The organism is Actinospica durhamensis, assembly GCF_018139695.1.
Classification (GTDB): domain Bacteria; phylum Actinomycetota; class Actinomycetes; order Streptomycetales; family Catenulisporaceae; genus Actinospica; species Actinospica durhamensis.
Genome location: NZ_JAGSOG010000019.1, coordinates 19873 through 41144 on the forward strand (window position 1 = coordinate 19873; position 21272 = coordinate 41144).

Here is a 21272-nt window from a genome sequence, read left to right on the forward strand (position 1 = left end):
CCGGCGCGGCCGGCCGGGTCACTGTTTGACGGCGCCGGTGGCCAGGCCGGCCTGCCAGTAGCGCTGGAGGAACAGGAAGGCCAGCACCAGCGGGATGATCGAGAGCAGGGATCCGGTGACGACGAGCGAGAACATCCCGCTGCTCGCTCCCCCGCCGCCGTCCTGCGCCTGCGCGGCCCAGGAGGACAGGCCCACGGTGACCGGGTAGAGGCGCGGGTTGTTGAGCATGATCAGCGGCAGGAAGTAGTTGTTCCAGGTGGTCACGAGGGTGAACAGCAGCACCGTGACGAGCCCCGGGGTGAGCAGGCGCAGCGCGATCGTGGCGAAGATGCGCAGCTCGCCGGCGCCGTCGATCCTGGCCGCCTCCAACAGGCTGTCGGGCACCGCGTCCTCGGCGTAGATGCGCATCAGGTAGAGGCCGAAGGGGTTGATCAGCGAGGGCAGGATCACCGCCCACGGCGTGTCGACCAGGCCGACCTGCGCGAACAGCAGGTAGGTGGGGATCGCGAGGGCCGTGGTGGGCACCATGATCGTGCCGACCACGAGGTTGAACCAGGCCTTGTGCCCGCGGAAGCGGTACTTCGCGAAGCCGTAGCCCGCGCAGGCCGCGAGGAACGCGGCGCCGACCGAGCTGACCACCGCGTAGAGCACGGTGTTGAGCATCCAGCGCACGAACACGCCGTTGTCGGCGGCGAAGGTGGCGCGGACGTTGCCGAGCAGCTGCGGGGCGTGCGAGAACCAGAGCCCGAAGGTGTTGAACAGGTCCTCGTTGCTCTTGGTGGAGGCCACCACCAGCCACAGCAGCGGGATCAGGAAGTAGGCCAGCGCGGCCAGCATCGCGATGGTCAGCGGCGTGCTGCGGCGCTGCCCCGGCGGCTTGCGGCGGCGGACGCCGGCGATCGCGGGCGGTCGGGACGCGGCCCGGGAGCGGGTGGCGTGCGGGGTGGTCACGGTCATCGGGCGACCCTCCTTCGGCTGGCGAGGAACAGGAAGACGTAGGAGATGACCACGATGAGCAGTCCCAGCAGGAAGGAGACCGCGGCCGCGTAGTTCACCTGCTGGCCGGTGAACGAGAGCGTGTAGGCGTACAGGTTCGCGGTGTACGCGCTGTCGATGACGTTCGGGGCGAGCTGTTGGAGCAGGTAGGGCTCGTTGAACAGCTGGAAGCTGCCGATCACGGAGAACAGCAGAGTGAGCGTCAGGGCCGGCTTGAGGGCCGGGAGTTTGATCGCCCGGGCGATCCGCCAGGCGCCGGCCCCGTCCACGGCCGCCGCCTCGTACAGATCGCGCGGGATCGTCTGCAGCGCCGCGTACAGGATGATCATGTTGTAGCCGGTGAACTCCCAGGTGACGATGTTCGACAGGCTCGCGAGCATCCAGTCGGAGTCCAGGAAGTTCGGCGCGGCGGCGTGGAAGTGCTTGGCGATCTGGGCGATCGGGCCGAAGGAAGGCCCGTAGAGGTAGCCCCACATCAGGGTGGCCACGACGCTCGGCACCGCGTAGGGCAGGAACACCCCGAGCCGCACCACCCGGGCCAGGCGCATCAGGCCGCTGTCGAGCGCGAGCGCGAACAGCAGCGCGAGGATCAGCATGACCGGGACCTGGATGCAGAAGAACAGCGCGACGCGCAGCACACCGTGGCGCAGTTGCGGGTCGCTCAGCGCGGTGAGGTAGTTGTGCAGGCCCACGAAGCTGGTCCCGCCGATCAGCCGGTGTTGGAACAGGCTGAGATAGGCGGCGTATCCGAGCGGAGTGAGGAAGAGCAGCAGGAACAGGATCAGGAACGGGGCGACGAAGACCGGTCCCGCCGCGCCGGGCCGCGAGCCGCCCGGTCGGGGACGGCGTCGTGCTCGGGCGGGGGCCTCGGGCCCGGCCGCGGTGGTGGCGCTCATCGGAGCCTTTCTCGAGGTGCGTGGTGTCAGGACGCGCGTCAGGACGTGTGGACGGTGAAGCCCTGGTTCTGGGCGTAGCTGGTGATCTGCGACTGCCACTGGCCGAGCGCGGCGACCGCGTCGGTCTTGTCCGCCAGGGCCTTGCCGACGGTGTTGGTCCAGTCGGTGGCGACCTGGTCGAGGAACGGAGGCCACTGGAAGGTCGGGTTGACCGTGTCGCTGATCTTCGCGAAGACCTCGTTGACCTGCTGGCCGCCGTAGAACGCGGGGGCCTGCCCGGTGAAGCCCGCGTCGGCGAGCAGCGCCTTGGTGGAGGGGAAGAGGAACTGCTTGGAGGCGAACAGGCTCGCGCAGTCCGGGTCGCTGTTGAGGAACTGGGCGAACTGGGCCGCGGCGATCGCGTTCGGCGTGGACTTGATCACCGCGGTGGTCGAGCCGCCCCAGTTCCCGGAGACCTGCGAGGAGGAGTCCCACTGCGGCAGCGGCGCGGCGCGCCACTTGCCCGAGGTCGCCTGGGCCGAGCCGGACAGGAACAGCGGGCCCCACGCGGCGGTGAGCCAGGTCGCGTACTTGCCCTGGTTGAAGCCGGTGTACCAGGAGTCGGTGAAGTCGGGGTCGGTGCTGATCACCCCGGCCTGCGCGAGTTCGCCCCAGTACGAGGCGACCTTCTGCGAGGCCGCGTCGTCCACGTTCACGGTGATGGTGGAGCTGTCGGTCATGACGTACGGCTTCGCGTTGGCCTGCCACAGCAGTCCGTGCCAGCCGGCCGGCTCGTTGGCCGAGATATTGGTCAGATAGACGCTCGGGTCGGCCGCGTGCAGCTTGTGTGCGGCGGTGGCGAACTCGTCCCAGGTGGTGGGCACCGAGATGCCGTGCGCCTCGAAGATGTCGGCGCGGTAGAGCATGCCCATCGGACCGGTGTCCTGCGGTATCGCGAACACCTCGCCGTTCGGGCCGCTGACCTGGCCCCAGGTCCAGTCCACGAACTTGCCGCGCAGTGCGGACGCGCCGTACGGGCGCAGGTCGAGCAGGCTGTCGGTGATGGTGAACGTCGGTATGTACTGATATTCGATCTGGCACACGTCCGGCGCGCCGCTGCCGGCCTGCAGCGCGGTGCGCAGCTTCGTGTACTGCGCGGAGCCCTGGCCGGCGTTGACCACGTTGACCTTGATCGCCGGGTACTTCTTCTCGAACAGCGCCACCTCCTCGGAGATGTCCGACACCCAGGTCCAGAACGTGAGCGTGGTCGGCTTGCTCATCGCGCCGTCGATGTCGGACTGGCTGAGCGCGGACGCGGAGGACGCGGCCGCCGGCGTGCCGGAGCTGCCGCACGCGGCCAGCGCCGCCGTGCCCAGCACCGCCCCGCCTGCGACGCCGAGGAAGCGACGACGGCTCAAGGGTGAGGATACAAATATTGATCTTGACATGATGAAACTCCCGCCATTGGAAGTGGTGAAGACGTGTCTGAAGGTGACGGCCGAGCGCGGTGCGCGGGGAACGCGCGGGTCGGACGAGCGCTCAGGCCCGGGCCGGGACGATGCCCCGGCCGGTGGCCCGGCGGCGGATCACCGCCGGGCGGTCAGGTGCGTGGTGCTTGGGCCGGCCCGCTCGGGGCCGGAGCTGTGGAGGCGCGGATGACGAGTTCGACCGGGGGGTCGCTCGCCCGGACCGCGTCCGAGTCGGGATTCTCGATGGTGTGCACGAGCAGCCTCAACCCCTCGCCGGCCACGGCGTCGAAAGGCTGGCGCACCGTGGTCAGCGGCGGCGTGACGTAGGCGGCCACCGGGATGTCGTCGTACCCGACGACGCTCACGTCGTCCGGCACCCGGCGCCCGGCTTCGACCACCGCCCGGATCAGGCCGATCGCCATGTCGTCGTTCGCGGCGAAGACCGCGGTGACCGCGGGGTCCTCGGCCAGCGCGCGCCCGACCAGGTAGCCGGAGGCGGCCGACCAGTCGCCCGTGACCACGGGCGGCTCGATCCGTCCGCGCGCCGCGAGCGCCGTACGCCAGCCCTCGCGCCGGTCGCGCGCCGCGTACCAGCGCGGCGGCCCGGCCAGATGGTGCACGGTGCGGTGGCCGAGGTCGAGCAGGTGCTCGGTCGCGGCGCGGGCGAGGATGTCGGCGCCCACGCCCGCGGTGACCACGCGCGGTGCGGCGTAGGGCGCGGGCGCGCCGATCACCAGTACCGGCACGTCGACGTTGAGCGCGAGTTCGCCCTCGTCGATGGGCTCGGAGATGACGATGCCGTCCACGCCCTGGTCGAGCAGCGACTCGACCGCGCCGGCCACTCCGGCCGCGTCGCCCTCGAGCGTGGTGACGACGCGGACCGCGTACCCGGTGTCGCGCGCGGCCCGCTCGATGCCCATCAGCAGCGAGGCCGGACCGTAGAGCGCGGTGCCGAGCGAGACCACTCCGATCGAGCGGGTACGCCCGGAGGCCAGGGCTCGCGCGGCGTTGTTGAGCCGGTAGCCCAGCGCCCCGGCCGCCTCGAGCACCCGCCGGCGCGCGTCCTCGGAGACGTAGGGTTCGTTGTTCATCACCCGCGAGACGGTCTTCTGCGACACCCCGGCGAGCCGGGCGACGTCCACGCTGCGCGCCGCGGAAGTACTCCCGCCGCTGACCGTCGCGCCTGCCATCCACCCCTCCTTGCGTCTCGTCCGGGCGATCCTATCGAGCGTCGCCGCACCGTCCCTGTCTGACTGCGCAGTCAGACTACGCAGTCATGCGAAGACACGTCAAGGGCCCCGTCGCGGTCCGGTCGAGCGGTGCCCGCGGCGGCCTCGGCGGCGCTCCCGGGCAGGGCCGACCCGGCGCGGCGGCGAGGAGGATGATGGACCGGTGCCCTCGAGTCAGCTGCCCGACCGCACGCGACCTGCCGGAACCGACGTCGCGCGGCTCGCCGGCGTGTCGCAGAAGACCGTCTCGCGCGTGATGAACAACGAGCCCTATGTGCGCGAGGAACTGCGCGAACGGGTACTGCGGGCCGCGCAGCAGCTCGGGTACCGCCCGAACGGGGCCGCACGCACGCTGACCTCGGGGCGTACCGGGCGCCTGGGCGTCGCCTGCCTCGGCGCGGGGCTGTACGGCCCGACGAGCATGCTGGTCGCGGTCGAGCGCTCGGCCCGCCTGCTCGGCTACGCCACCTGCGTCGCCCACACCAGCCCCGAGGACGGGCACGGCCTGGTCGGCGCCGTCGAGTCCTTACTCGAACAGGGCGTCGACGGGATCGTCCTCATCGAGGCCACCGACGAGGGCCCGCTGAAGCTCTCGACGAACGTCCCGGTGCTGACCCTCGGCCGGTTTCCCGGGCTCGTCGCCGCACGGCGGATCCGCGCCGACGAGCATTCCAACCGGAGTGGCCACACCGCCACGAGGCATCTGATCGCCTTGGGCCACCGGCAGATCCGGCACGTCGCGGGCCCGCAGCGGTGGTGGGCCGCGCGCGACCGGAGCGAAGGCTGGCGCACCGCCCTCGTCGAGGCCGCACTGCCCGTCACCGAGCCGATCGAGGGCGACTGGTCGTGCGCGAGCGGCTTCGCGGCCGGCTCGCTTCTGGCCCGGGACGAGGCGATGACGGCCGTGTTCGCCGCCAACGACGACATGGCGATCGGCCTGATCCGCGCCCTGACCGACGCCGGCCGGCGGGTGCCGCAGGAGGTGAGCGTGGTGGCGATGGACGACCTGCCGGCCTCGCGCTATCTGCGGCCCGCGCTGACCACCGTCGCCCGGGACTTCGACGCGATCGCCGTGGACGGGGTCGCCGCGCTCATCCGGGAGATCGCCGAACCGGGCACCGCCGCACGGACGGTCGCCGAGCGCGAGCCGCGGCTCATCGTGCGCGAATCGACGGCGCCGGCACCCGGCCGAGACCGCAGGCCACAGGCTGACTAGGCAGTCAGACTAAACCCACAAGCCGGTTAAAACCGCATGGAGATCCGCTCACACCGCTATTGACTGCGCAGTCATACGGGTCCAGACTCCGTCGCGGCGAGACTCCGCCCAATGGTGAGCGAAGGAGCAGGCATGCGGTTACCCAGATACTTCAGAACGATCGGCATGGCGCTCGCGGCCGCGTGTGCGGCCGCGGTGGCGTTGACGGTGGCGGGCCCGGCGCAGGCGTACAGCCCGACGCCCGGGACCATCTATCAGCTGCCGAGCACGCAGGCCTGCCTGAAGGGGCGCGGGAACTGCGCGATCTACCCGAAGGCGGCTCAGCTGCCCGACGGCAAGCTGGTCGCGTCCTTCGAGCTCTCCACCGTGCCCGCCTCCGGCTCCGCCGTCGGCCAGACGCTGCCGGTCTACCAGAGCTCCGACGACGGCACGACCTGGTCGCTGCTCTCGCAGGTCCAGGCGCCCGCGTACCTCTCGTCCAACTCGGCCTACGCGCAGTACACCAGCGCCTGGACGAACCCGTATCTCTACGTCCTGCCACAGGCCGTGGGCAACCTCAAGGCCGGCACGCTGCTGATGGCGGCGGTCGTCTCCGGGGACGACTACTACTACCTCGAGCAGAAGGCCGCCAACTCCAGCTGGACGCCCACCAGCGACGGCGACCGCGCGAACATGGCGATCGCGCTGTACTCCAGCACCAACGACGGATCGAGCTGGAGCTTCCAGAACATCATCACCACCGGCGGCTGGGAGGGCGGCAGCGCCGGGGCGATCGGCGTGGACGTCTCCACCGCGAACACCTCCAAGGAGGTCGACCCGGTCTGGGAGCCGTACCTGATGGTCTACAACGGCCAGCTCGTCGCCTACTACTCCGACGAGGACGACTACACCGGCTACAACGCCTCCACCGGCGCGCTCACGATCGACCCGAACAACGCCACCGCCACCGACTCCGACGGCCAGATCATCGCCCACCGCACCTGGGACGGGTCGAGCGCGGCGTGGAGCAGCGCGGTGGCCGACGTCACCGGCACGACCGTGAGCATGGGCGGCGGCAAGACCGAGATCGGCGGCGGACGCCCCGGTATGGCGAATGTGGTGCAGACCTCCGACGGCCAGTGGATGCTCACGTTCGAGTACTGGGGCGGCGGTGACAACGTCCGCTACAAGCTCGCGAGCAACCCGCTGGACTTCTACGCGGTCGGCGGCACGGCCGGCACCGGAATCAGCAGCCTGCCGGTGGCCTCCGGCTCGGCCGCGCTCGCCCAGGGCGGCAGTCCGGTGCTGGTGCGGCTGCCCGGCGGCAGGCTGCTCTACAACGCGGCCGGCAGCGGCGCGGTCTGGATGGACACGAGCGGCAGCAGCACGGGCACCTGGACCGAATATCAGACCACGGTGCCGGCCGCGTACAGCCGCAGCCTGACCTACGACGCGACCACCGGCCGCATGGTGATCGTCGCCAATCAGGGCACCTCGACGATCATCAACGCCGACATCGACTTCGGCCACTCCCCCGGCACCTACTACGAGATCGTCAACAAGCTCACCGGCCAGGTCATCGGCACGCACGGCAACACCACGGACGCGAACCTCGGCTACGGCAACGCGGCCGACGTGGACCTCGAGAACGCCGGATCGGCGTCGAACCCGGACACGCAGTACTGGCACGTCGTCACCAAGTCCGGCGGGGTGACGCTGCTCAACGAGTCCGGCGGCCGGGCCGCGGAGATCTGGGGCGGAACGGCGAGCGCGGGCGCCGGGATCGGCCAGTGGGTCGACAACGCGAGCACGGGCCTGTGGACCATGGTCGCGCTCTCCGACGGGGACTACGAGTTCCAGTCCACCGGCAACACCAGCCTGTACCTGACCGGCGCATCGACCGGCGCGGCGCTCACCCTGCAGACCGCCACCAGCAGCGGCGCGCAGGAATGGCAGCTCGTGGCCGCCAACAGCGCGGGCATCGCCGGAAGCGGACGCGCCCTGACCAACGTCAACACGGCCACCTGCCTGGACGACTACAACGGGGCCACGGCCAACGGCTCGAGCGCGGACCTGTGGCCGTGCACCGGGACGGCGCTGCAGCAGTTCACCGTCACCAGCGTCGGCGCCGGGCAGTACACGCTGAAGAACGCCAACTCAGGCACCTGCCTGGACGACTACGACTTCGGCACGGCGAACGGATCCAAGGCGGACCTGTGGGCCTGCGACGGCGGCACCAACCAGAACTGGTCCTTCGTCCCGATCAACGCGACGAACTACGAGGTGGTGAACCAGGCCTCGGGCCTGTGCCTGGACGACCCGAGCTTCAGCAAGACCAGCGGCGTGCTGACCGACCTGTGGACCTGCGACGGCGGGACCAACCAGCAGTGGCACTTCTGATCTGACGCCGTACCCGGTACGCACCCCCTCGCGCCGCCCGGCTGAGCCGAGCCGGGCGGCGCGGCCGCGACGGGCTAACTCAGACAGACGCCTCGGCGCGGTCGCCCGGGCCCGCCCGGGGTCGAATGGACCAGGGAGAGACCTGGACGAGCCAGCCCCGGGACGGAAGAGGGTCGACGGTGGTGCTCAGGCTCGTGCTGGTGTCGCTGGGCGTCATCCTGGCCGCCGCGTGGATCGTGCGCAGGCTCCTCGGGATCAGCCGCGGCCGCTGGGCCGCGACGCTCACGGCCGTGGTGTTGGGCGAGGCCGCCTCGGTCGGCGTGCTCAACTTCGTGACCGACGATCAGATCGACCACATCTCCTGGCGCTGGTTCCCGGTCGGCCTGGTCATGGTCGCCGCGTTCTCCATGGTCGCCTTCGCGCTGCTGGAGATGCTCGCGGGCATGCGCACGCGCCGGCGTGGCCAGGCGCTGCTGCATCCGGTCGCGACGGTGCGCCGGCTGGTCGCCAGGGCGCGGCGGTACGCCCAGGTCAGCATCATCGCCGTGCGCAACGGACTGTGGCGGCCGGGCAACGACGATCCGCAGATCGCCGGGTCGCGCCTCGGCCGCTCGCTCGCCGCCACCTTCGAGGACGCGGGGGGCCTGTTCGTCAAGCTCGGGCAGGCCATGGCCTCCCAGCCGCAGCTGGTCACCCCGGCCATCGCCGCGGCGATGAGCAGGCTGGCCGACAACGTGGCCCCCGCGGACGCGGCCGAGGTACGCGCCGTCATCGAGGACGAACTCGGGCCGCTCGAGGACGTGTTCGCCGACTTCAGCACGCAGCCGGCCGGCGCCGCGTCGATCGCGCAGACCCACTTCGCCACCCTGCGCGACGGACGGCGCGTGGTGGTGAAGGTGCAGCGCCCCGGCATCCGCGAGTCGGTCGAGCGGGACCTGGACATTCTCAGCCGTCTGGTGGACCGGCTGGACCGGTCCACCGGCTGGGCCAGGTCGCTCGGCCTCAAGGAACTCTCCGCGGGCTTCGCCGAGTCGACCCGTGAGGAGCTCGACTTCCGCTTCGAGGCGGCGAACGTGCTGGCCGCGCGGCAGGCCGTGGAGCCCGCCGCACCGATCCACATCCCGGACGTGATGGAGGAGTTCAGCACCTCGCGCGTGCTGGTCGAGGAGCGGGTCACCGGCGCGAGCATCGCCGCACCCGGGCTGCTTGACGGGCTCGGGGCCGAGCGCCGGCGCGAGCTCGCCGACGCCCTGCTGGCCCTGATGGTCCGCCAGATGGCCGCGGGCGAGCGCTTCCACGCCGACCCGCACCCGGGCAACATCTTCCTGGACGAGGACGGACGGCTGGCGCTGATCGACTTCGGCGCCGTCGGCCGGCTCGGCCGGTTCGAGCGCTCCGGCCTGATCGACCTGCTGCGCGGCCTGCAGAGCGACGATCCGACGCTGCTACGGCAGGCCGCGCTGGCGATCGGCCTGCCGACCACCCGCGTCGACGCCGACGCCCTCGACCGCGACCTGGCCCGCCTGCTCTCGCGCGCGAGCAGGCCCGACGGGACCCTCAACCCCGACGTCTTCATGGACTTCGTCACCGTCTTCCGGGACTACGGCATCGTGCTGCCGCGCACGACGATGACGCTCTTTCGCACCCTCGTCACGCTGGTCCAGACGATCGAGCTGATCGCGCCCGGATACGAGCTCGTCGCCGGTGTGCGCAGGCTCGGCGGCGAGGTCGTCGCCCAGCACGTGATGCCGGGGAACCTGCGCGAGTTCGTCCAGCAGGAGGCCCTGACCTTCGGCCCCCTGCTCAAACGGCTCCCCCGGGACATCGACGACGTCGCCCGCTCGCTCGTGCGCGGCGAACTGCGCACCCGGGTGAGCCTGTTCTCCGAGCCCGAAGACGTCCGGGCCGCCTCGCGTATGGTCAACCGGATGGTCATGGGCCTGATCGGGACCGGCCTCGCCGTGGCCTCAGCCATCCTGCTGACCGTCACTTCGCGCCCCGGCCAACGCGTCGGCCTCGAGACGGTGGTCGGCGCGATCGGCCTGTCGTTCGCCACGCTGCTGCTGCTCCGGCTGATCGTGCAGATCCTGCGCGAGCCGGACTGAGCCGTCCGACCGCCCTGCGGCGAGCTTCTCCCCCTCGATGTCCACCCGGGGCAGGGCCCGGTCGAGCCAGCGCGGCAGGCGCCAGGCCCGCTCCCCGAGCAGGGAGAGCACGGCCGGCACGATCGTCATCCGGACCACGAACGCGTCGAAGAGCACGGCGATCGCCAGGCCGAAGCCGATCATCTTGATCATGGCGTTGTCCCCGCCGATGAATCCGGCGAACACCGAGGCCATGATGAGCGCGGCCGCGGTCACGACCCGGGCGCTGGCCCGGAACCCGGTGACGATCGAGGAGTGCGCGTCCTGGCCGTGCGCGTGCGCCTCGCGCATCCGCGAGACGAGGAAGACCTCGTAGTCCATGGCCAGGCCGAACACGATGCCCACCATGAAGATCGGCATCAGGGTCATGATCGGACCGGTCTGGTGCACGCCGAGCAGGTTCGCCAGCCAGCCCCACTGGAAGACCGCGACCACGGCGCCGATGGCGGCGAGCACGGACAGCAGGAAGCCGAAGGCCGCCTTGACCGGGATGAGCGCCGAGCGGAAGACGACGAGCAGCAGCAGGATCGCGAGGCCCATGACGACCGCGAGGTACGGGATGAGCGCGTGCTTGACCTTCGCGGCGCTGTCGATGTCGCTGGCGGTGCTGCCGGTCACCATGTACGTGGCACCGGTCTGCGACTCCAGGCCCCCGCGTTCCGCGCGGATCGAGTTGACCAGGTCGGAGGTGGCCTGGGAGCTCGGGGAGGTGGTCGGCACGGCGGTGAACACGGCGATGTCGCCGGCCTGGTCGTAGCGGGCCGCGGAGAGGGACGCGACGCCCGGGGTCGCGGCGATCTGGTGTTCGACCTCGGCGACGGCGTCGTGCGCGGACGAGGCCTTCTGTGCGTCCACGACGATGGTCAGCGGGCCGTTGACTCCGGCGCCGAACCCCTTGGCGAGGTCGTCGTACGCGCGGCGTTCGGTGGTGGAGGTGGAGAGGTAGCCGTTGTCCTGGGTGCCCAGATGCAGGGAGGCGATCGGGGTGGCGACCACGCCGAGCCCGACGACGCCGAGCAGCAGGACCGCGACCCGGCGGCGGCAGACGAACCTGGCCCAGCCGGCGCCCCACCTGCCGGCGCGCGACGGCTTGTACTTCTTGCGTCCGGGCCGCGCGGACCGGGCGAGCACGGCGTTCGGGAAGAGACCGACCAGGGCGGGCACGAGGGTGATGGCGACGAGGACGCCGATCAGGACGGCGCCGGCCGCGGCCAGGCCCATCTTGGTCAGCATCGGCACGCCCACCACCCACAGGCCGGCGAGTCCGATCACCACGGTCAGTCCGGCGAACACCACCGCGCTGCCCGCGGTGCCCACGGCCAGACCGGCCGCCTCCTGGGCGGCGCGTCCGCGCCCGCGTTCCTCGCGGTAGCGGGAGATGATGAACACGGCGTAGTCGATGCCCACGGCCAGGCCGAGCATCGTGGCGAGCGTGCCGGTCGTCTCGGACAGGCCGAGCGCGTGGCCGAGCGCGGTGATGGCGCTCATGCTGATCCCGACCCCCAGCACGGCGGTCAGCAGCGGGACGCCCGCGGCGGCCAGCGAGCCGAAGGTGAGCAGCAGCACGATCGCGGCGGCCAGGATCCCGATGCCCTCGGTCGCGCCGCCCGCGGAGGGCTGCGTGACCAGCGCGCTGCCGCCGATCTCGACGGTCAGCCCGGCGGACCGGCCGTCCTGCGCGGCGTGCTCGACGGACGACTTCGCCGCGTCGGTGAGGTTGTTCGCCGGAACGGTGAAGGTGACGTCGGCGTACGCGGTGGAGCCGTCCTTGCTCACCGCGCCGGCGCCCAAGGGATCGGACACACTCGCGATCTGCGGACCGGCGGCCGTCTCGGCGACCACCTTCTCGATGGCGGCCTTGTCCTGGGCGGCGGTGACCTTCTGGCCGTCGGGCGCGACGAACACGAGCTGGGCGCTCGCCCCGTCGGCCGTCCCGGCGGAGAAGTGCTGCGAGATCAGGGTGGACGCCGCCTGGGACTCGGTGCCCGGCATCGTGTAGGAGTCGCTCGGCGCGGCCGGCGCCTTGGCCGCGGCGAACAGGACCGCGAACAGAACGCCGATCCACAGGGCCACGACGTACCACCGGCGCCGGAACGCCGTACGTCCTATTCGGGCAAGGAGGGCAGCCATAGGTGTCTGTCTCTGCTTTCTGTCTCGGGAGCGTGCGGGCAACGGAGTGGCAACGCCGCCGCTTCTTCCACGATCCCGGCCGGGTGCGGCCGCGACGAGAGAGCGCACTCCCCGATCGATGGTGGAGCGCGGTACACCACAGGAGTGCAGCCTGCTCCCTCCCACCCAGGTCAGAGCCTGCGTAGCGTGGACGGCGGGGCCGAGGCGCGGTGCGCGCGGCCCGGTGTCGGAAAGCGGTTCACGCAAGGACGGAGAGTTACGCTGGTGCTCATGAAGGCTGCGATCAGGCAGGCGGCGCACGCCACCGTCCAGCTCGCCCGTACCGTGGGGCTGGCCTTCTTCTCCCTGATCTTCGTCACCGTGCTGATCATCGCGGCCGTCGGCACGATCGCCCTGGTCGGCGCCGCGCTGCTGCCCGAGACCGTGCTGCTGATCAGGCGCCTGGCCGGGGCCAAGCGGCGGATGGTCTCCGGGTGGACCGGGCGCGAGATCCCCGAGGCGTACCTCCCGATCACCGGTCCGCTGCGCGAGCGCCTGCGTACCTCGGTCCGGGACACCTGCACCTATGCCGACCTGCGGTGGATGGGCCTGCACTACGGCTACGGACTGTTCGGCCTGGCCGCGGTACCGCTGTGGCTGCTCGGGCTGCCCCTCGACGGCCTGTGGTGCGGGCTGCTTCGTCAGCGGGCGTTGGTGCTGCCGCTGATCACGCGGCTGGCCGACCTCGACGCCCGCTGGTCCACGGCGCTGCTCGACCCGCCGCCGAAGGCACGGCTCGCCGAACGTGTCACGGTACTGACCGAGACGCGGGCCAACGCGGTCGCCGCCCACGGGGTCGAGCTGCGGCGCATCGAGCGCGACCTGCACGACGGCGCCCAGGCCCAACTCGTCTCCCTGTCCATGCGGATCGGCCTGGCCAGGCGCGCCTACGAGCGCGACCCGGAGGCCGGCCGCAAGCTGCTCGACGAGGCGCAGGACCAGGCACAGCAGGCGCTCGCGCAGCTGCGGCACGTGGTGCGCGGCATCCATCCCCCGATCCTGACGGACCGTGGACTGCTCGGCGCGGTCCGCGCGCTCGCGGCGAGCAGCGGTCTCGACGTCGCGTTCGAGGTCGAGGGCTTCTCGCCGGATTCGCCCCGGGCGCCCGCCGCGGTCGAGGCCGCCGCGTACTTCGTCGTCGCCGAGTCGCTCACGAACGCCGCGAAGTACAGCGGATCCGACCACGCGGAGCTGACCCTGGCCCGAACGGCGAAGGGCCTGCGCGTGGTGGTCCGCGACGAGGGCAGGGGCGGCGCGGTCGATCCGGCCGGGCGGATCGCCGAGGCGGCGGCTTCGGGCGCGCCTGCCGCGGGCGCCGCGCAACAGGCCGGTGCCGAGCGGATCGGCGGCTCGGGGCTGGTCGGGATGCGGCGGCGGGTCGCGGCCCTGGACGGGTCGTTCAAGGTGTCCAGCCCCCTCGGGGGTCCGACGGTGATCGAAGTGGAGCTGCCGTGCGTGTGGTGATCGCCGAGGACAACGCGTTGCTGCGCGAGGGACTCGTGCTGCTGCTGACCTCCGCGGGACACGAAGTCGTGGCGACCGCGAGCGCGGAGCCGGAGATCCTCCCGGCCCTGCTCGAGCACCGGCCCGACGTGGCGGTCCTGGACGTGCGGATGCCGCCCGGCTTCCGCGACGAGGGCCTGCGCGCCGCGTTGGCCGCGCGCGAGCAGATGCCCGAGTTGCCGGTGCTGGTGCTGTCCCAGTACGTCGAGCAGTCCTACGCCGCCGAGCTGCTCGGCGGCGGCGCGACCGGCGTCGGCTACCTGCTCAAGGACCGGATCGGGCGCGTCGACGAGTTCCTGGACGCGCTCGAGCGCGTCGCCTCCGGCGGCACCGCGCTCGACCCCGAGGTCGTCACCGAACTGATGACCCGCCGCCGCGGAACACCCGTCGACACCCTCACCGCGCGCGAGCGCGAAGTCCTGCAGCTGATGGCCGAGGGGCACGACAACACCACCATCGCCAAGACGCTGGTCATCACCGAGCGCTCCGTCAGCAAGCACATCGGGAACGTCTTCCTCAAGCTCTCGCTGCCGCCCACCGACACCGGTCATCGCAGGGTCCTCGCGGTGCTCGCGTACTTGAACCGCACCTGAGCGCGACCGGCGTATTGACGTGCCGGGTCGAAGCCTGACACAGTGGCTCCCATGTCCGCCCGGGAGCCCCTGACCAGGTGCCTGCACGTCGATCTGCGACGTCAGGCGAGTGCCCTGTGTGCGCGGACGGACGTCGTCCGGGTCGCAGCCCGCTGACGTCCACCCCTTCCCGGCGGAGTGTCCGAGTGGCTTAGGTCAAGGCCTGCAAAGCCTTGTACACGGGTTCGATCCCCGTCTCCGCCTCGCAGTCGATTCCCGCACCACCGACCGTACGGCTACGGCCGCGCCCGCACGACCTCCGGATCCCCCTCGGCCCAGGTGCTCAGCAGCACCCGCGACGAGAAGAGCCACCCGGCCTCGGTGCGGCGCAGTTCGTCCGCGTACCGGCCGGCCGCGAGGAACCGGCCGTTCCCGCGCACGTGCTGCGCCACGAAGGAGCAGGTGTGCGTCGCGGCGTCCCCGGCGACGGCGACCACGTGGTTGGTGAGGAGATGCTGGGTGACTTCGAGCCTTTCGATGCTCGGCCGCACGCGCGCGAGGATCTCGTCCGGGCCGACCCGGCGCTCGTGCCCGGCGTGATACTCCCAGACCGCGTCCGGGGTGAACAGCCGCGCGAACAGCTCCCAGTCACGGGTGTCGACGGCGGTCGCGTAGGCGACCACGGTGTCGACGATGTCCACGCGGTCGGCATACCCGCCGTCGATGCGTACGTCCATACCCGCTCCTCGCCTTCTCCGGTCTCGGGCCGGCCGGATCCGATCCGGCCCGTGAGCCATGGTGAGGTCCCACCCGGTGCGAAGGAAGAGGGCACTTTCATGTCCCAGCGTCACATCGATGTGTCCGTGCTGGCCGTGCGCGCCTGCCCGGTCGCCGAGGTGATCGACCACGTCTCCGGCCGCTGGACGGTCGGGATCCTGACCACCGCCGCGCAGGGCCCGGTGCGCTTCGTCGAGCTCGAGCGCACGGTGCGCGGTATCAGCAGGCGCATGCTGACCCTGAAGCTGCGCCAGCTCGAACGCGACGGCCTGCTCACCCGCACCGTCTTCCCGACCGTGCCGCCGCGCGTCGAGTACACCCTCACCGAGATCGCCGAGGAGCTCCTCGAGACCCTCCAGGGCCTCACCGCCTGGGCGACCCGCCACCGCGGCACGGTCGCCGCCGCCCGCGCCGCCTACGACCGCGCGCGCAACGCGGGCGGCAACGGGGACGACGCACTCGTTCCGCAGGCCACGTAGTTCGTCACGCCGCGGCAGCGCGGCGGCGGTGGGCTCGCTGGCGGCAGGTCGGGCCGCAGTAGCGCGGCGGCCGGCCGGTGACCCCGACGCTCAGCTTCGTGCCGCACTCCAGGCAGTACGCCGCGACGGCGGTTTCGTGACGCGTGGAGCCGGACGGGTCACGGAAGGGCTCCGGTTTCGTGACGGCCGCGGGACTCAGCCCATTGAGGAGGAGTCGCACCAGCATGGCGCTGCGGGCCGGGTCGCTGTGCGCCGAACGCAGTGCGATGCCGCCGACGGCCAGCGCGGACAGGTCCTCGACGCGCACGTCGCCGCGTATCGCGCCCACCCGTTTCGCATCGTCGAGCAGGCGTTCCATCGCGGCGCGGAACCGCTGAGACGCGCCGGCCAGGAGGGCGCGCGGCCAACTCCGGTCGCCGCTGAGGGCGTCGCAGACGAGTTGGCGCCCGGCCGATTTCTCGATCACCTCGAGGAGGAACTCGCGCAGCGCGTCGCCGGGTGCGGCGTGCGCGGCCCACCAGTCGGCGCGGACCACGAAGCCCTCGACCTGCTCGGCGAGCACCGCCTCGAGCAGGTTCTCCTTGCTCGGGAAGTGCCGGTAGACGGTCCCGGCGCCCACCCCGGCGCGTTGCGCGATCCGGCCGAGCGAGACCTCGAGACCCTCTTCGGCGAACATGCCCATCGCCGTGTGCAACACGAGTTCGCGGTTGCGGCGGGCGTCGGCGCGCCCGGCCGGAGCGTCGCCCTGCGCTGCTTGCATGTCACGAAATCCTTGCCTGCCGCGAGGGACCGGGTGGAGCATTCCGGATCGTGTCAGCATTCTTCACCACCTCCGGAAAGGGCGCCATGACCGCCGCGAGACCGATCCGTTCCGACTCCCCGATCCTCGTCACCGGCGCCACCGGCCGGCAGGGCGGCGCCACCGCGCGGCGGCTGCTGGCCGACGGGTGGCCGGTGCGGGCCCTGGTCCGCGACACGAGCGCTCCCGCCGCGGTCGCACTGGCCGACGCCGGCGCCCGGCTCGTGCGCGGCGACCTCGACGATCGGGCGTGCCTGCCGCCCGCGCTCGACGGCGTCACCGCCGTGTTCGGCGTGCCGCCCGTGGTCTTCGGATCAACGGGCCCTGATACCGACCTCGAGGCGGCGCGCGGGCGCACGCTGATCGACGCGGCGGCCGACGCGGGGATCGAGCAGGTCGTGTTCAGCACCGTGGCATCGATGTCGGGCGCGTCGTTCGGCGCGCAGGGCAAGCGGCTGATCGAGCAGCACCTGCGCGAGCGCATCGCCCGGCCCACCGTCCTGCGCCCGGTCCGGTTCATGACCAACTATCTCGGCGCCGGAATGCTCGGCATCGACGGCATCGTGCACGGCCTGCACCGGCACCTGTTCCCCCCGCACGACCCGGTGCAGATCATCGCGGTGCAGGACATCGCCGAGTTCGCCGCGCTCGCCTTCGCCGATCCGGACCGCTTCGCCGGCCGGACCCTGGAACTCGCCGGCGACGCCCCGACCCCGCTCCAGGCCGCCGCCGCGATCAGCGAGGCCGCCGGAGTTCCGATCCGCTACGAGCAGCTCACCGACGACGAGGCCGCGGCGCTCAGCCCCGCCATCGCCGAGACGAAGAAGCACTGGCAGTCCGGAAACCGCTGGCACGCCGACATCGAGGCGCTGCGCGTCATCCACCCCGGACTGCGCACTCTGGCCGACTGGCTCGCCGAGTCGGGCGCCGCCGCGATCCGCGCCGCGTACGAGCGCGGCCGCGGCGCCGGCGCGTGACGCGAGAATCCCCCGCCACGCGCCGGTAGCCGCCATCGCGCCGCGTCCGAGCTACTTCACTTCGATAAGCCGGCCCGTGGCCACGTCGAAGACGAACCCGCGGACCGCGTCGGTGTGCGGGATGAACGGGCTGGTCTGGATCCGCTTGATCGACTGGCGTACGTCCTCGTCGAGGTCCGCGAACGCCTCGGCGGCCCAGGCCGGCTTGATCCCGACCTCGTCCTGGATGGACTGCTTGAACGCGTCGTCGGTGAAGGTGAGCATTCCGCAGTCGGTGTGGTGGATCAGGATGATCTCCCGGGTGCCGAGCAGCCGCTGGCTGATCGCCAGCGAGCGGATCTCGTCCTGGGTCACCACTCCCCCGGCGTTGCGGATCACGTGCGCCTCGCCGTCGCGCAAGCCCAGGATCGCGTACACGTTCAGCCGCGCGTCCATGCAGGCCACCACGGCGACCTGGCGGGAGGGCGGCAGCGGCAGCGGGCCGGTGAAGCCGGCGGCGTAGGCGTCGTTGTTGGCCAGGTACTCGTCTGTCACGCTCATCGGAGATGTTCCTTCTGGGTCGGAGGGTGGAGTCGGATCACGTACGCGGCGCGTCAGCGCCCGCACGGACACCACTGGTCGAAGCAGCACATGCGGCGGCCCGGCCAGAAGTCCTCCAACACCTTCCGTTCCATGCATCTCCTTCAGGCGGAAGCGTCTCCATCCTCAGGCCGCGACCGGCGCCACCGCAAGGGGTGGGTGACGTGGCGTGAGGTAGCGTGGTGATCCGTGGGGACCGACATCTACGGCGCGATCGAATGCCGCCATCCGCTCGCCGGCGAGGACTGGTTCGAGTGGGAGTCCCCTTACTCCTGACCGAGCTCGACGCTGACGCCCGGCCACTTCCGCGAGCAGCTGCACGACGTCGCAGTACTCGCATTACGCATGCTATTTCGGTCTCGCTGCCGAGGCGTCACCGGGGATTGATGCCAGCGGCCGAGAACTCCGGAACGCGAGGCGCGACCGGCGCGTCCAACTCGCATCAGTCGGCAGAGCATCGTCATCCCCGGAGGCCCGAGCGTGTCCTCGTTCCGAACCCTGTCATGGTGCGTACTGTGCGTGGCGTGCCTGCTGGCCGTCGTGGCGCTCGCGGAGGGCGGTTCCCGTGGGGGCCCGACGCGGATGTCGTCGCCCACCCAGACGACCAGGGCCGTCGACGTCGCCGCGGCGTTGAAGGCGGTAGACACCGGCACCTGCCCGGCTAAGCCCCCTGCCCGCGAGGCCTCCGACGTCACCGCGACGGCGGACAGCCTGGAGCCGCTCGCCGCGACCCGGTTGCTGCTGTGCGGATACGTCGAGACGGTCAAGGCGGGCAAGGCGGGCAAAAACGTGGTCTCGACCTCGGTATGGTCAAGCCTGGTCACCGACCCGGCCACACTCGCGAATCTGCGCGGCGAGCTCAACGGACTCGGCGGATGGGGCAGCGGGACCTCGTCGTGCCCGCCGCAGAGCTTGGGAGGAGCCCTCGGGATCTTCACCGACGACGGCAAGGACGTGGTCGAACTCTGGGACAACGTGACGGGCTGCGCGGGCGTGGACAACGGCCTGCTCGACGCGCGGGTCGGCACGTCTGACGTCAACAACGAGATCATCATGAAGCTGCTGCCCGCCGCGTTCGTCTGCGGCGAGGTCTGGGGCGCGGTCGACTGCCCGCTCAACACCCCCAAGCCGGTCGGCAGCCTCGGTAAAACCGGCTGAACCGGCAGATCGGCGGGCCGGTGACGGTCACGGCGCGGAGTCCTGCGCGCCCGGCGGTTCCATCGGAGCCGCGGGCGCCTCGGCGCTCGAGATCGCCGCGGTCACCTGCTCGCGCAGGCGGTCGAGATCGGCCCCCAGGGCCAGCAGCACCTGCACGGCCACCCCGTTGCGCGCCCGGAGCAGGCCGAGCAGCAGGTGTTCGGCGCCGATGTGCTCGTGGCCGAACTGCCGTGCCTGGCTGCGGGAGAGTTCCAGCACCGCCTTGGCGCGCGGCGTGAACGGCCGCTGCGCCGAATCCTCCTCGCTGCCGCGCCCGACGAGTTCCTCCACCCGGACGCGCGCGGCCTGCACCTCGATGCCCTGCGCCGCGAACACCGCACCGATCGTGCCGTCCGTCTCCTCGAGCAGGCCCAGCAGCATGTGCTCCGTACCGATGTAGTGGTGGCCGAACACCCGCGCCTCGCGCCGCGCCGCCACGATGGCCCGGCGATACTGCTCGTTGAACAGCTTGAGCATGGCCACGTCCGCCTTCGCCGGCCGAGGGACCGACGCGCCCCGCGGCCTCGCGGCGTTCTGCTGCCGAGCCTCACGCAGCGCCCCGACCAGCACTCTGTTCTCCTCGGTGGCCGCGGCCAGCGCGTCCTGCATCCGGCGCAGACGCTCCTCGAGCAGCCGGACCTGCTCCGGCAGGTCGTCGGCGAGCCGGCGCACCACGGCGAGTTCGCTCTCGATACGATCCAGATGCAGGGCGAGCCCGCTCACCTCAGCCCGCTCGCTCGCGGGGTCCGAGTCGGGGTCCGAGTCAGTCAAGGCACCTCCCTGTGCCAGGTGCGTGCACTGCGATGCAAGGTCGCACGTCACGTCGGCTTACGGTCAAGGATGCACCGGCGGAGTCGCGATGTGCAATGGCGTCCTGGCCGACCCGGTGACCGCATTTGACACGCAGTCAGGTCGGGAGGTTGGCTTGTCGGCGAGCTGGGCTACCAGTGGCGCCGCGAGAGTCTGGGGTGGGTCGTGTCCGACGGGACTCCTGTATGACTCCTGCATCCGGTGGTGAGAAGAAGGCCGATCGGGGGTGGCAGTTCTGGATGACCTTCGCGACGGTGAACCAGTGCTTCGCCGTCTCCGGGCCGTCGAACGACCTCACATTCAACTACACCTCGGCATGCACCGCGGGCGATGCCGTCGCCACAGCCCATTACGGGGTCGATGACGCGGCCTACTGCGAGAACAGCGGCTATGCGACGGGAGACCTGCCCGGATTCCCCGGCCTCGCGTAGACCGTCTGCTTCACCACCGTCAACTGATCCTCGAATCCGCGGCCTGCGTGTCGGCACCCGGCGCCGGTATCGTCGGCGCCATGCGTACAGCTGCGACTTCCCACGCCGCGCGGTTCCCGTCCCTGTTCGCTCCTCGCCGCGTCGCGTGGGCCGGGGTGGACGGGGCGTTCTCGCTGGACGGGTTCGATCCCGCCCTGGTGACCAAGATCCACCTGGTTCCCTTCGTCGGAGAACGCGTCGTGATCTGCCGCAACAGCGACGACGAGTGGTTCCTGCCGGGCGGCACACTGGAGGCGGGCGAGACCATCGAGCACTGCGCCGCCCGGGAGCTGCTCGAGGAGGCCGGCGCGCGGCTCGACGGCCGGATCCACCAGGTGGGCGCGTTTCTGTGCGTCAGCTACCAGCCGGCGCCGTACCGCCCCTGGCAGTCGCACCCGCACCAGGCCTGGGTATGGGCGACCGCGGACGTGGTGGTCGACGCGGCGCCGTCGAACCCGGCGGACGGTGAAGTCGTGGTCGAGGTCCGCACCACCACGGTCGCCGAGGCGAAGCAGCTGCTCACCCCGCAGGGCGAGAGCCTGCGGGAGCTGGTGGACCTCGCGGTCGAGGTCCACGCTTCCTTCCGCGGCGCGACGGCCCCGGCGGACCGGCCCTGACCGTCCCAGACTGAC

The 21272-nt window shown here is 71.4% G+C and carries 18 protein-coding genes, 1 tRNA gene and 1 pseudogene; 11 read left to right on the plus strand and 9 right to left on the minus strand.

Annotation, left to right across the window (positions count from 1 at the left end):
- Positions 1-18 precede the first annotated feature (18 nt).
- The 4 genes from KDL01_RS06620 to KDL01_RS06635 form a co-directional block, all read right to left on the minus strand.
- On the minus strand, positions 19-957 hold the full coding sequence (locus tag KDL01_RS06620; protein ID WP_212527451.1) for a carbohydrate ABC transporter permease: 939 nt from the start codon (positions 955-957) through the stop codon (positions 19-21).
- Complete coding sequence (locus KDL01_RS06625; RefSeq protein ID WP_212527452.1) at positions 954-1892, minus strand: carbohydrate ABC transporter permease; 939 nt, start codon at positions 1890-1892, stop codon at positions 954-956. Before KDL01_RS06625 ends, KDL01_RS06620 begins: the two co-directional genes overlap by 4 nt.
- Positions 1893-1930: 38 nt before the next feature.
- Positions 1931-3319, minus strand: coding sequence for an ABC transporter substrate-binding protein (locus KDL01_RS06630; protein ID WP_368861520.1), 1389 nt, complete (start codon positions 3317-3319; stop codon positions 1931-1933).
- Positions 3320-3471: 152 nt separating this feature from the next.
- Positions 3472-4530 (minus strand): LacI family DNA-binding transcriptional regulator, encoded by a 1059-nt coding sequence (locus KDL01_RS06635; RefSeq protein ID WP_212527454.1) that lies wholly within the window; start codon positions 4528-4530, stop codon positions 3472-3474.
- Positions 4531-4732: 202 nt separating this feature from the next.
- Here KDL01_RS06635 and KDL01_RS06640 point away from each other — a divergent pair, with 202 nt between their 5' ends.
- From KDL01_RS06640 to KDL01_RS47075, 3 genes and pseudogenes are all read left to right on the plus strand, one after another.
- Positions 4733-5785 (plus strand): LacI family DNA-binding transcriptional regulator, encoded by a 1053-nt coding sequence (locus KDL01_RS06640; RefSeq protein ID WP_212527455.1) that lies wholly within the window; start codon positions 4733-4735, stop codon positions 5783-5785.
- Between the two features lie 132 nt (positions 5786-5917).
- The gene (locus KDL01_RS06645) at positions 5918-8164 is read left to right on the plus strand and encodes an RICIN domain-containing protein (protein ID WP_212527456.1); all 2247 of its coding nucleotides are present in this window, start codon (positions 5918-5920) and stop codon (positions 8162-8164) included.
- 713 nt (positions 8165-8877) lie between these two features.
- Positions 8878-10197, plus strand: a pseudogene (locus KDL01_RS47075) (ABC1 kinase family protein); the annotation flags it as partial.
- Here KDL01_RS47075 and KDL01_RS06655 read toward each other — a convergent pair.
- The gene (locus KDL01_RS06655; RefSeq protein WP_212527457.1) at positions 10132-12438 is read right to left on the minus strand and encodes an MMPL family transporter; all 2307 of its coding nucleotides are present in this window, start codon (positions 12436-12438) and stop codon (positions 10132-10134) included. The pseudogene KDL01_RS47075 and the gene KDL01_RS06655 sit on opposite strands and share 66 nt — an antisense overlap.
- Before the next feature lie 270 nt (positions 12439-12708).
- Here KDL01_RS06655 and KDL01_RS06660 point away from each other — a divergent pair, with 270 nt between their 5' ends.
- From KDL01_RS06660 to KDL01_RS06670, 3 genes are all read left to right on the plus strand, one after another.
- The gene (locus KDL01_RS06660; protein ID WP_212527458.1) at positions 12709-13941 is read left to right on the plus strand and encodes a sensor histidine kinase; all 1233 of its coding nucleotides are present in this window, start codon (positions 12709-12711) and stop codon (positions 13939-13941) included.
- Positions 13929-14573 (plus strand): response regulator, encoded by a 645-nt coding sequence (locus KDL01_RS06665; RefSeq protein WP_212527459.1) that lies wholly within the window; start codon positions 13929-13931, stop codon positions 14571-14573. Before KDL01_RS06660 ends, KDL01_RS06665 begins: the two co-directional genes overlap by 13 nt.
- Positions 14574-14744: 171 nt before the next feature.
- Positions 14745-14816, plus strand: a tRNA-Cys gene (locus tag KDL01_RS06670).
- Positions 14817-14848: 32 nt separating this feature from the next.
- Here the strand turns inward: KDL01_RS06670 and KDL01_RS06675 are convergent.
- Positions 14849-15289 (minus strand): nuclear transport factor 2 family protein, encoded by a 441-nt coding sequence (locus tag KDL01_RS06675; RefSeq protein ID WP_212527460.1) that lies wholly within the window; start codon positions 15287-15289, stop codon positions 14849-14851.
- A 99-nt stretch (positions 15290-15388) separates the two neighbouring features.
- Here KDL01_RS06675 and KDL01_RS06680 point away from each other — a divergent pair, with 99 nt between their 5' ends.
- The gene (locus tag KDL01_RS06680) at positions 15389-15808 is read left to right on the plus strand and encodes a winged helix-turn-helix transcriptional regulator (protein WP_212527461.1); all 420 of its coding nucleotides are present in this window, start codon (positions 15389-15391) and stop codon (positions 15806-15808) included.
- Between the two features lie 4 nt (positions 15809-15812).
- Here the strand turns inward: KDL01_RS06680 and KDL01_RS06685 are convergent, their stop codons facing one another.
- Positions 15813-16568 carry a TetR/AcrR family transcriptional regulator gene (locus tag KDL01_RS06685; protein ID WP_212527462.1) on the minus strand — a complete coding sequence of 252 codons (756 nt, stop codon included), beginning with the start codon at positions 16566-16568 and terminating at the stop codon, positions 15813-15815.
- A gap of 86 nt (positions 16569-16654) precedes the next feature.
- On the opposite strand from KDL01_RS06685, the gene KDL01_RS06690 reads away from it, so the two are divergent.
- Positions 16655-17584, plus strand: coding sequence for an NmrA family NAD(P)-binding protein (locus KDL01_RS06690; protein ID WP_246576052.1), 930 nt, complete (start codon positions 16655-16657; stop codon positions 17582-17584).
- Positions 17585-17635: 51 nt separating this feature from the next.
- Here KDL01_RS06690 and KDL01_RS06695 read toward each other — a convergent pair whose 3' ends face one another.
- Positions 17636-18124: a beta-class carbonic anhydrase gene (locus tag KDL01_RS06695; protein WP_212527464.1), complete on the minus strand. Its 489-nt coding sequence runs from the start codon at positions 18122-18124 to the stop codon at positions 17636-17638.
- A 519-nt stretch (positions 18125-18643) separates the two neighbouring features.
- Between KDL01_RS06695 and KDL01_RS06700 the strand changes: the two genes are divergently transcribed.
- Positions 18644-19321 carry a hypothetical protein gene (locus KDL01_RS06700; protein WP_212527465.1) on the plus strand — a complete coding sequence of 226 codons (678 nt, stop codon included), beginning with the start codon at positions 18644-18646 and terminating at the stop codon, positions 19319-19321.
- A gap of 27 nt (positions 19322-19348) precedes the next feature.
- Here KDL01_RS06700 and KDL01_RS06705 read toward each other — a convergent pair whose 3' ends face one another.
- The gene (locus tag KDL01_RS06705; protein WP_212527466.1) at positions 19349-20131 is read right to left on the minus strand and encodes a Clp protease N-terminal domain-containing protein; all 783 of its coding nucleotides are present in this window, start codon (positions 20129-20131) and stop codon (positions 19349-19351) included.
- A 224-nt stretch (positions 20132-20355) separates the two neighbouring features.
- Between KDL01_RS06705 and KDL01_RS06710 the strand changes: the two genes are divergently transcribed.
- Together KDL01_RS06710 and KDL01_RS06715 are read left to right on the plus strand one after the other, a co-directional pair.
- Entirely contained in the window at positions 20356-20601 is a 246-nt protein-coding gene (locus tag KDL01_RS06710) for a hypothetical protein (protein WP_212527467.1), read from the plus strand.
- Between the two features lie 80 nt (positions 20602-20681).
- On the plus strand, positions 20682-21257 hold the full coding sequence (locus KDL01_RS06715) for an NUDIX domain-containing protein (protein WP_212527468.1): 576 nt from the start codon (positions 20682-20684) through the stop codon (positions 21255-21257).
- Positions 21258-21272 lie beyond the last annotated feature (15 nt).

Excerpts from the sequence above, each read along its gene's own strand:
- KDL01_RS06715 (WP_212527468.1), top strand. The coding sequence starts at position 20,682 with ATGCGTACAGCTGCGACTTCCCACGCCGCGCGGTTCCCGTCCCTGTTC.
- KDL01_RS06680 (WP_212527461.1), top strand. The coding sequence starts at position 15,389 with ATGTCCCAGCGTCACATCGATGTGTCCGTGCTGGCCGTGCGCGCCTGC.
- KDL01_RS06690 (WP_246576052.1), top strand. The coding sequence starts at position 16,655 with ATGACCGCCGCGAGACCGATCCGTTCCGACTCCCCGATCCTCGTCACC.
- KDL01_RS06630 (WP_368861520.1), bottom strand. The coding sequence starts at position 3,319 with ATGTCAAGATCAATATTTGTATCCTCACCCTTGAGCCGTCGTCGCTTC.
- KDL01_RS06695 (WP_212527464.1), bottom strand. The coding sequence starts at position 18,124 with ATGAGCGTGACAGACGAGTACCTGGCCAACAACGACGCCTACGCCGCC.
- KDL01_RS06620 (WP_212527451.1), bottom strand. The coding sequence starts at position 957 with ATGACCGTGACCACCCCGCACGCCACCCGCTCCCGGGCCGCGTCCCGA.
- KDL01_RS06645 (WP_212527456.1), top strand. The coding sequence starts at position 5,918 with ATGCGGTTACCCAGATACTTCAGAACGATCGGCATGGCGCTCGCGGCC.
- KDL01_RS06660 (WP_212527458.1), top strand. The coding sequence starts at position 12,709 with ATGAAGGCTGCGATCAGGCAGGCGGCGCACGCCACCGTCCAGCTCGCC.
- KDL01_RS06675 (WP_212527460.1), bottom strand. The coding sequence starts at position 15,289 with ATGGACGTACGCATCGACGGCGGGTATGCCGACCGCGTGGACATCGTC.
- KDL01_RS06710 (WP_212527467.1), top strand. The coding sequence starts at position 20,356 with ATGACTCCTGCATCCGGTGGTGAGAAGAAGGCCGATCGGGGGTGGCAG.
- KDL01_RS06655 (WP_212527457.1), bottom strand. The coding sequence starts at position 12,438 with ATGGCTGCCCTCCTTGCCCGAATAGGACGTACGGCGTTCCGGCGCCGG.
- KDL01_RS06685 (WP_212527462.1), bottom strand. The coding sequence starts at position 16,568 with ATGCAAGCAGCGCAGGGCGACGCTCCGGCCGGGCGCGCCGACGCCCGC.
- KDL01_RS06625 (WP_212527452.1), bottom strand. The coding sequence starts at position 1,892 with ATGAGCGCCACCACCGCGGCCGGGCCCGAGGCCCCCGCCCGAGCACGA.
- KDL01_RS06635 (WP_212527454.1), bottom strand. The coding sequence starts at position 4,530 with ATGGCAGGCGCGACGGTCAGCGGCGGGAGTACTTCCGCGGCGCGCAGC.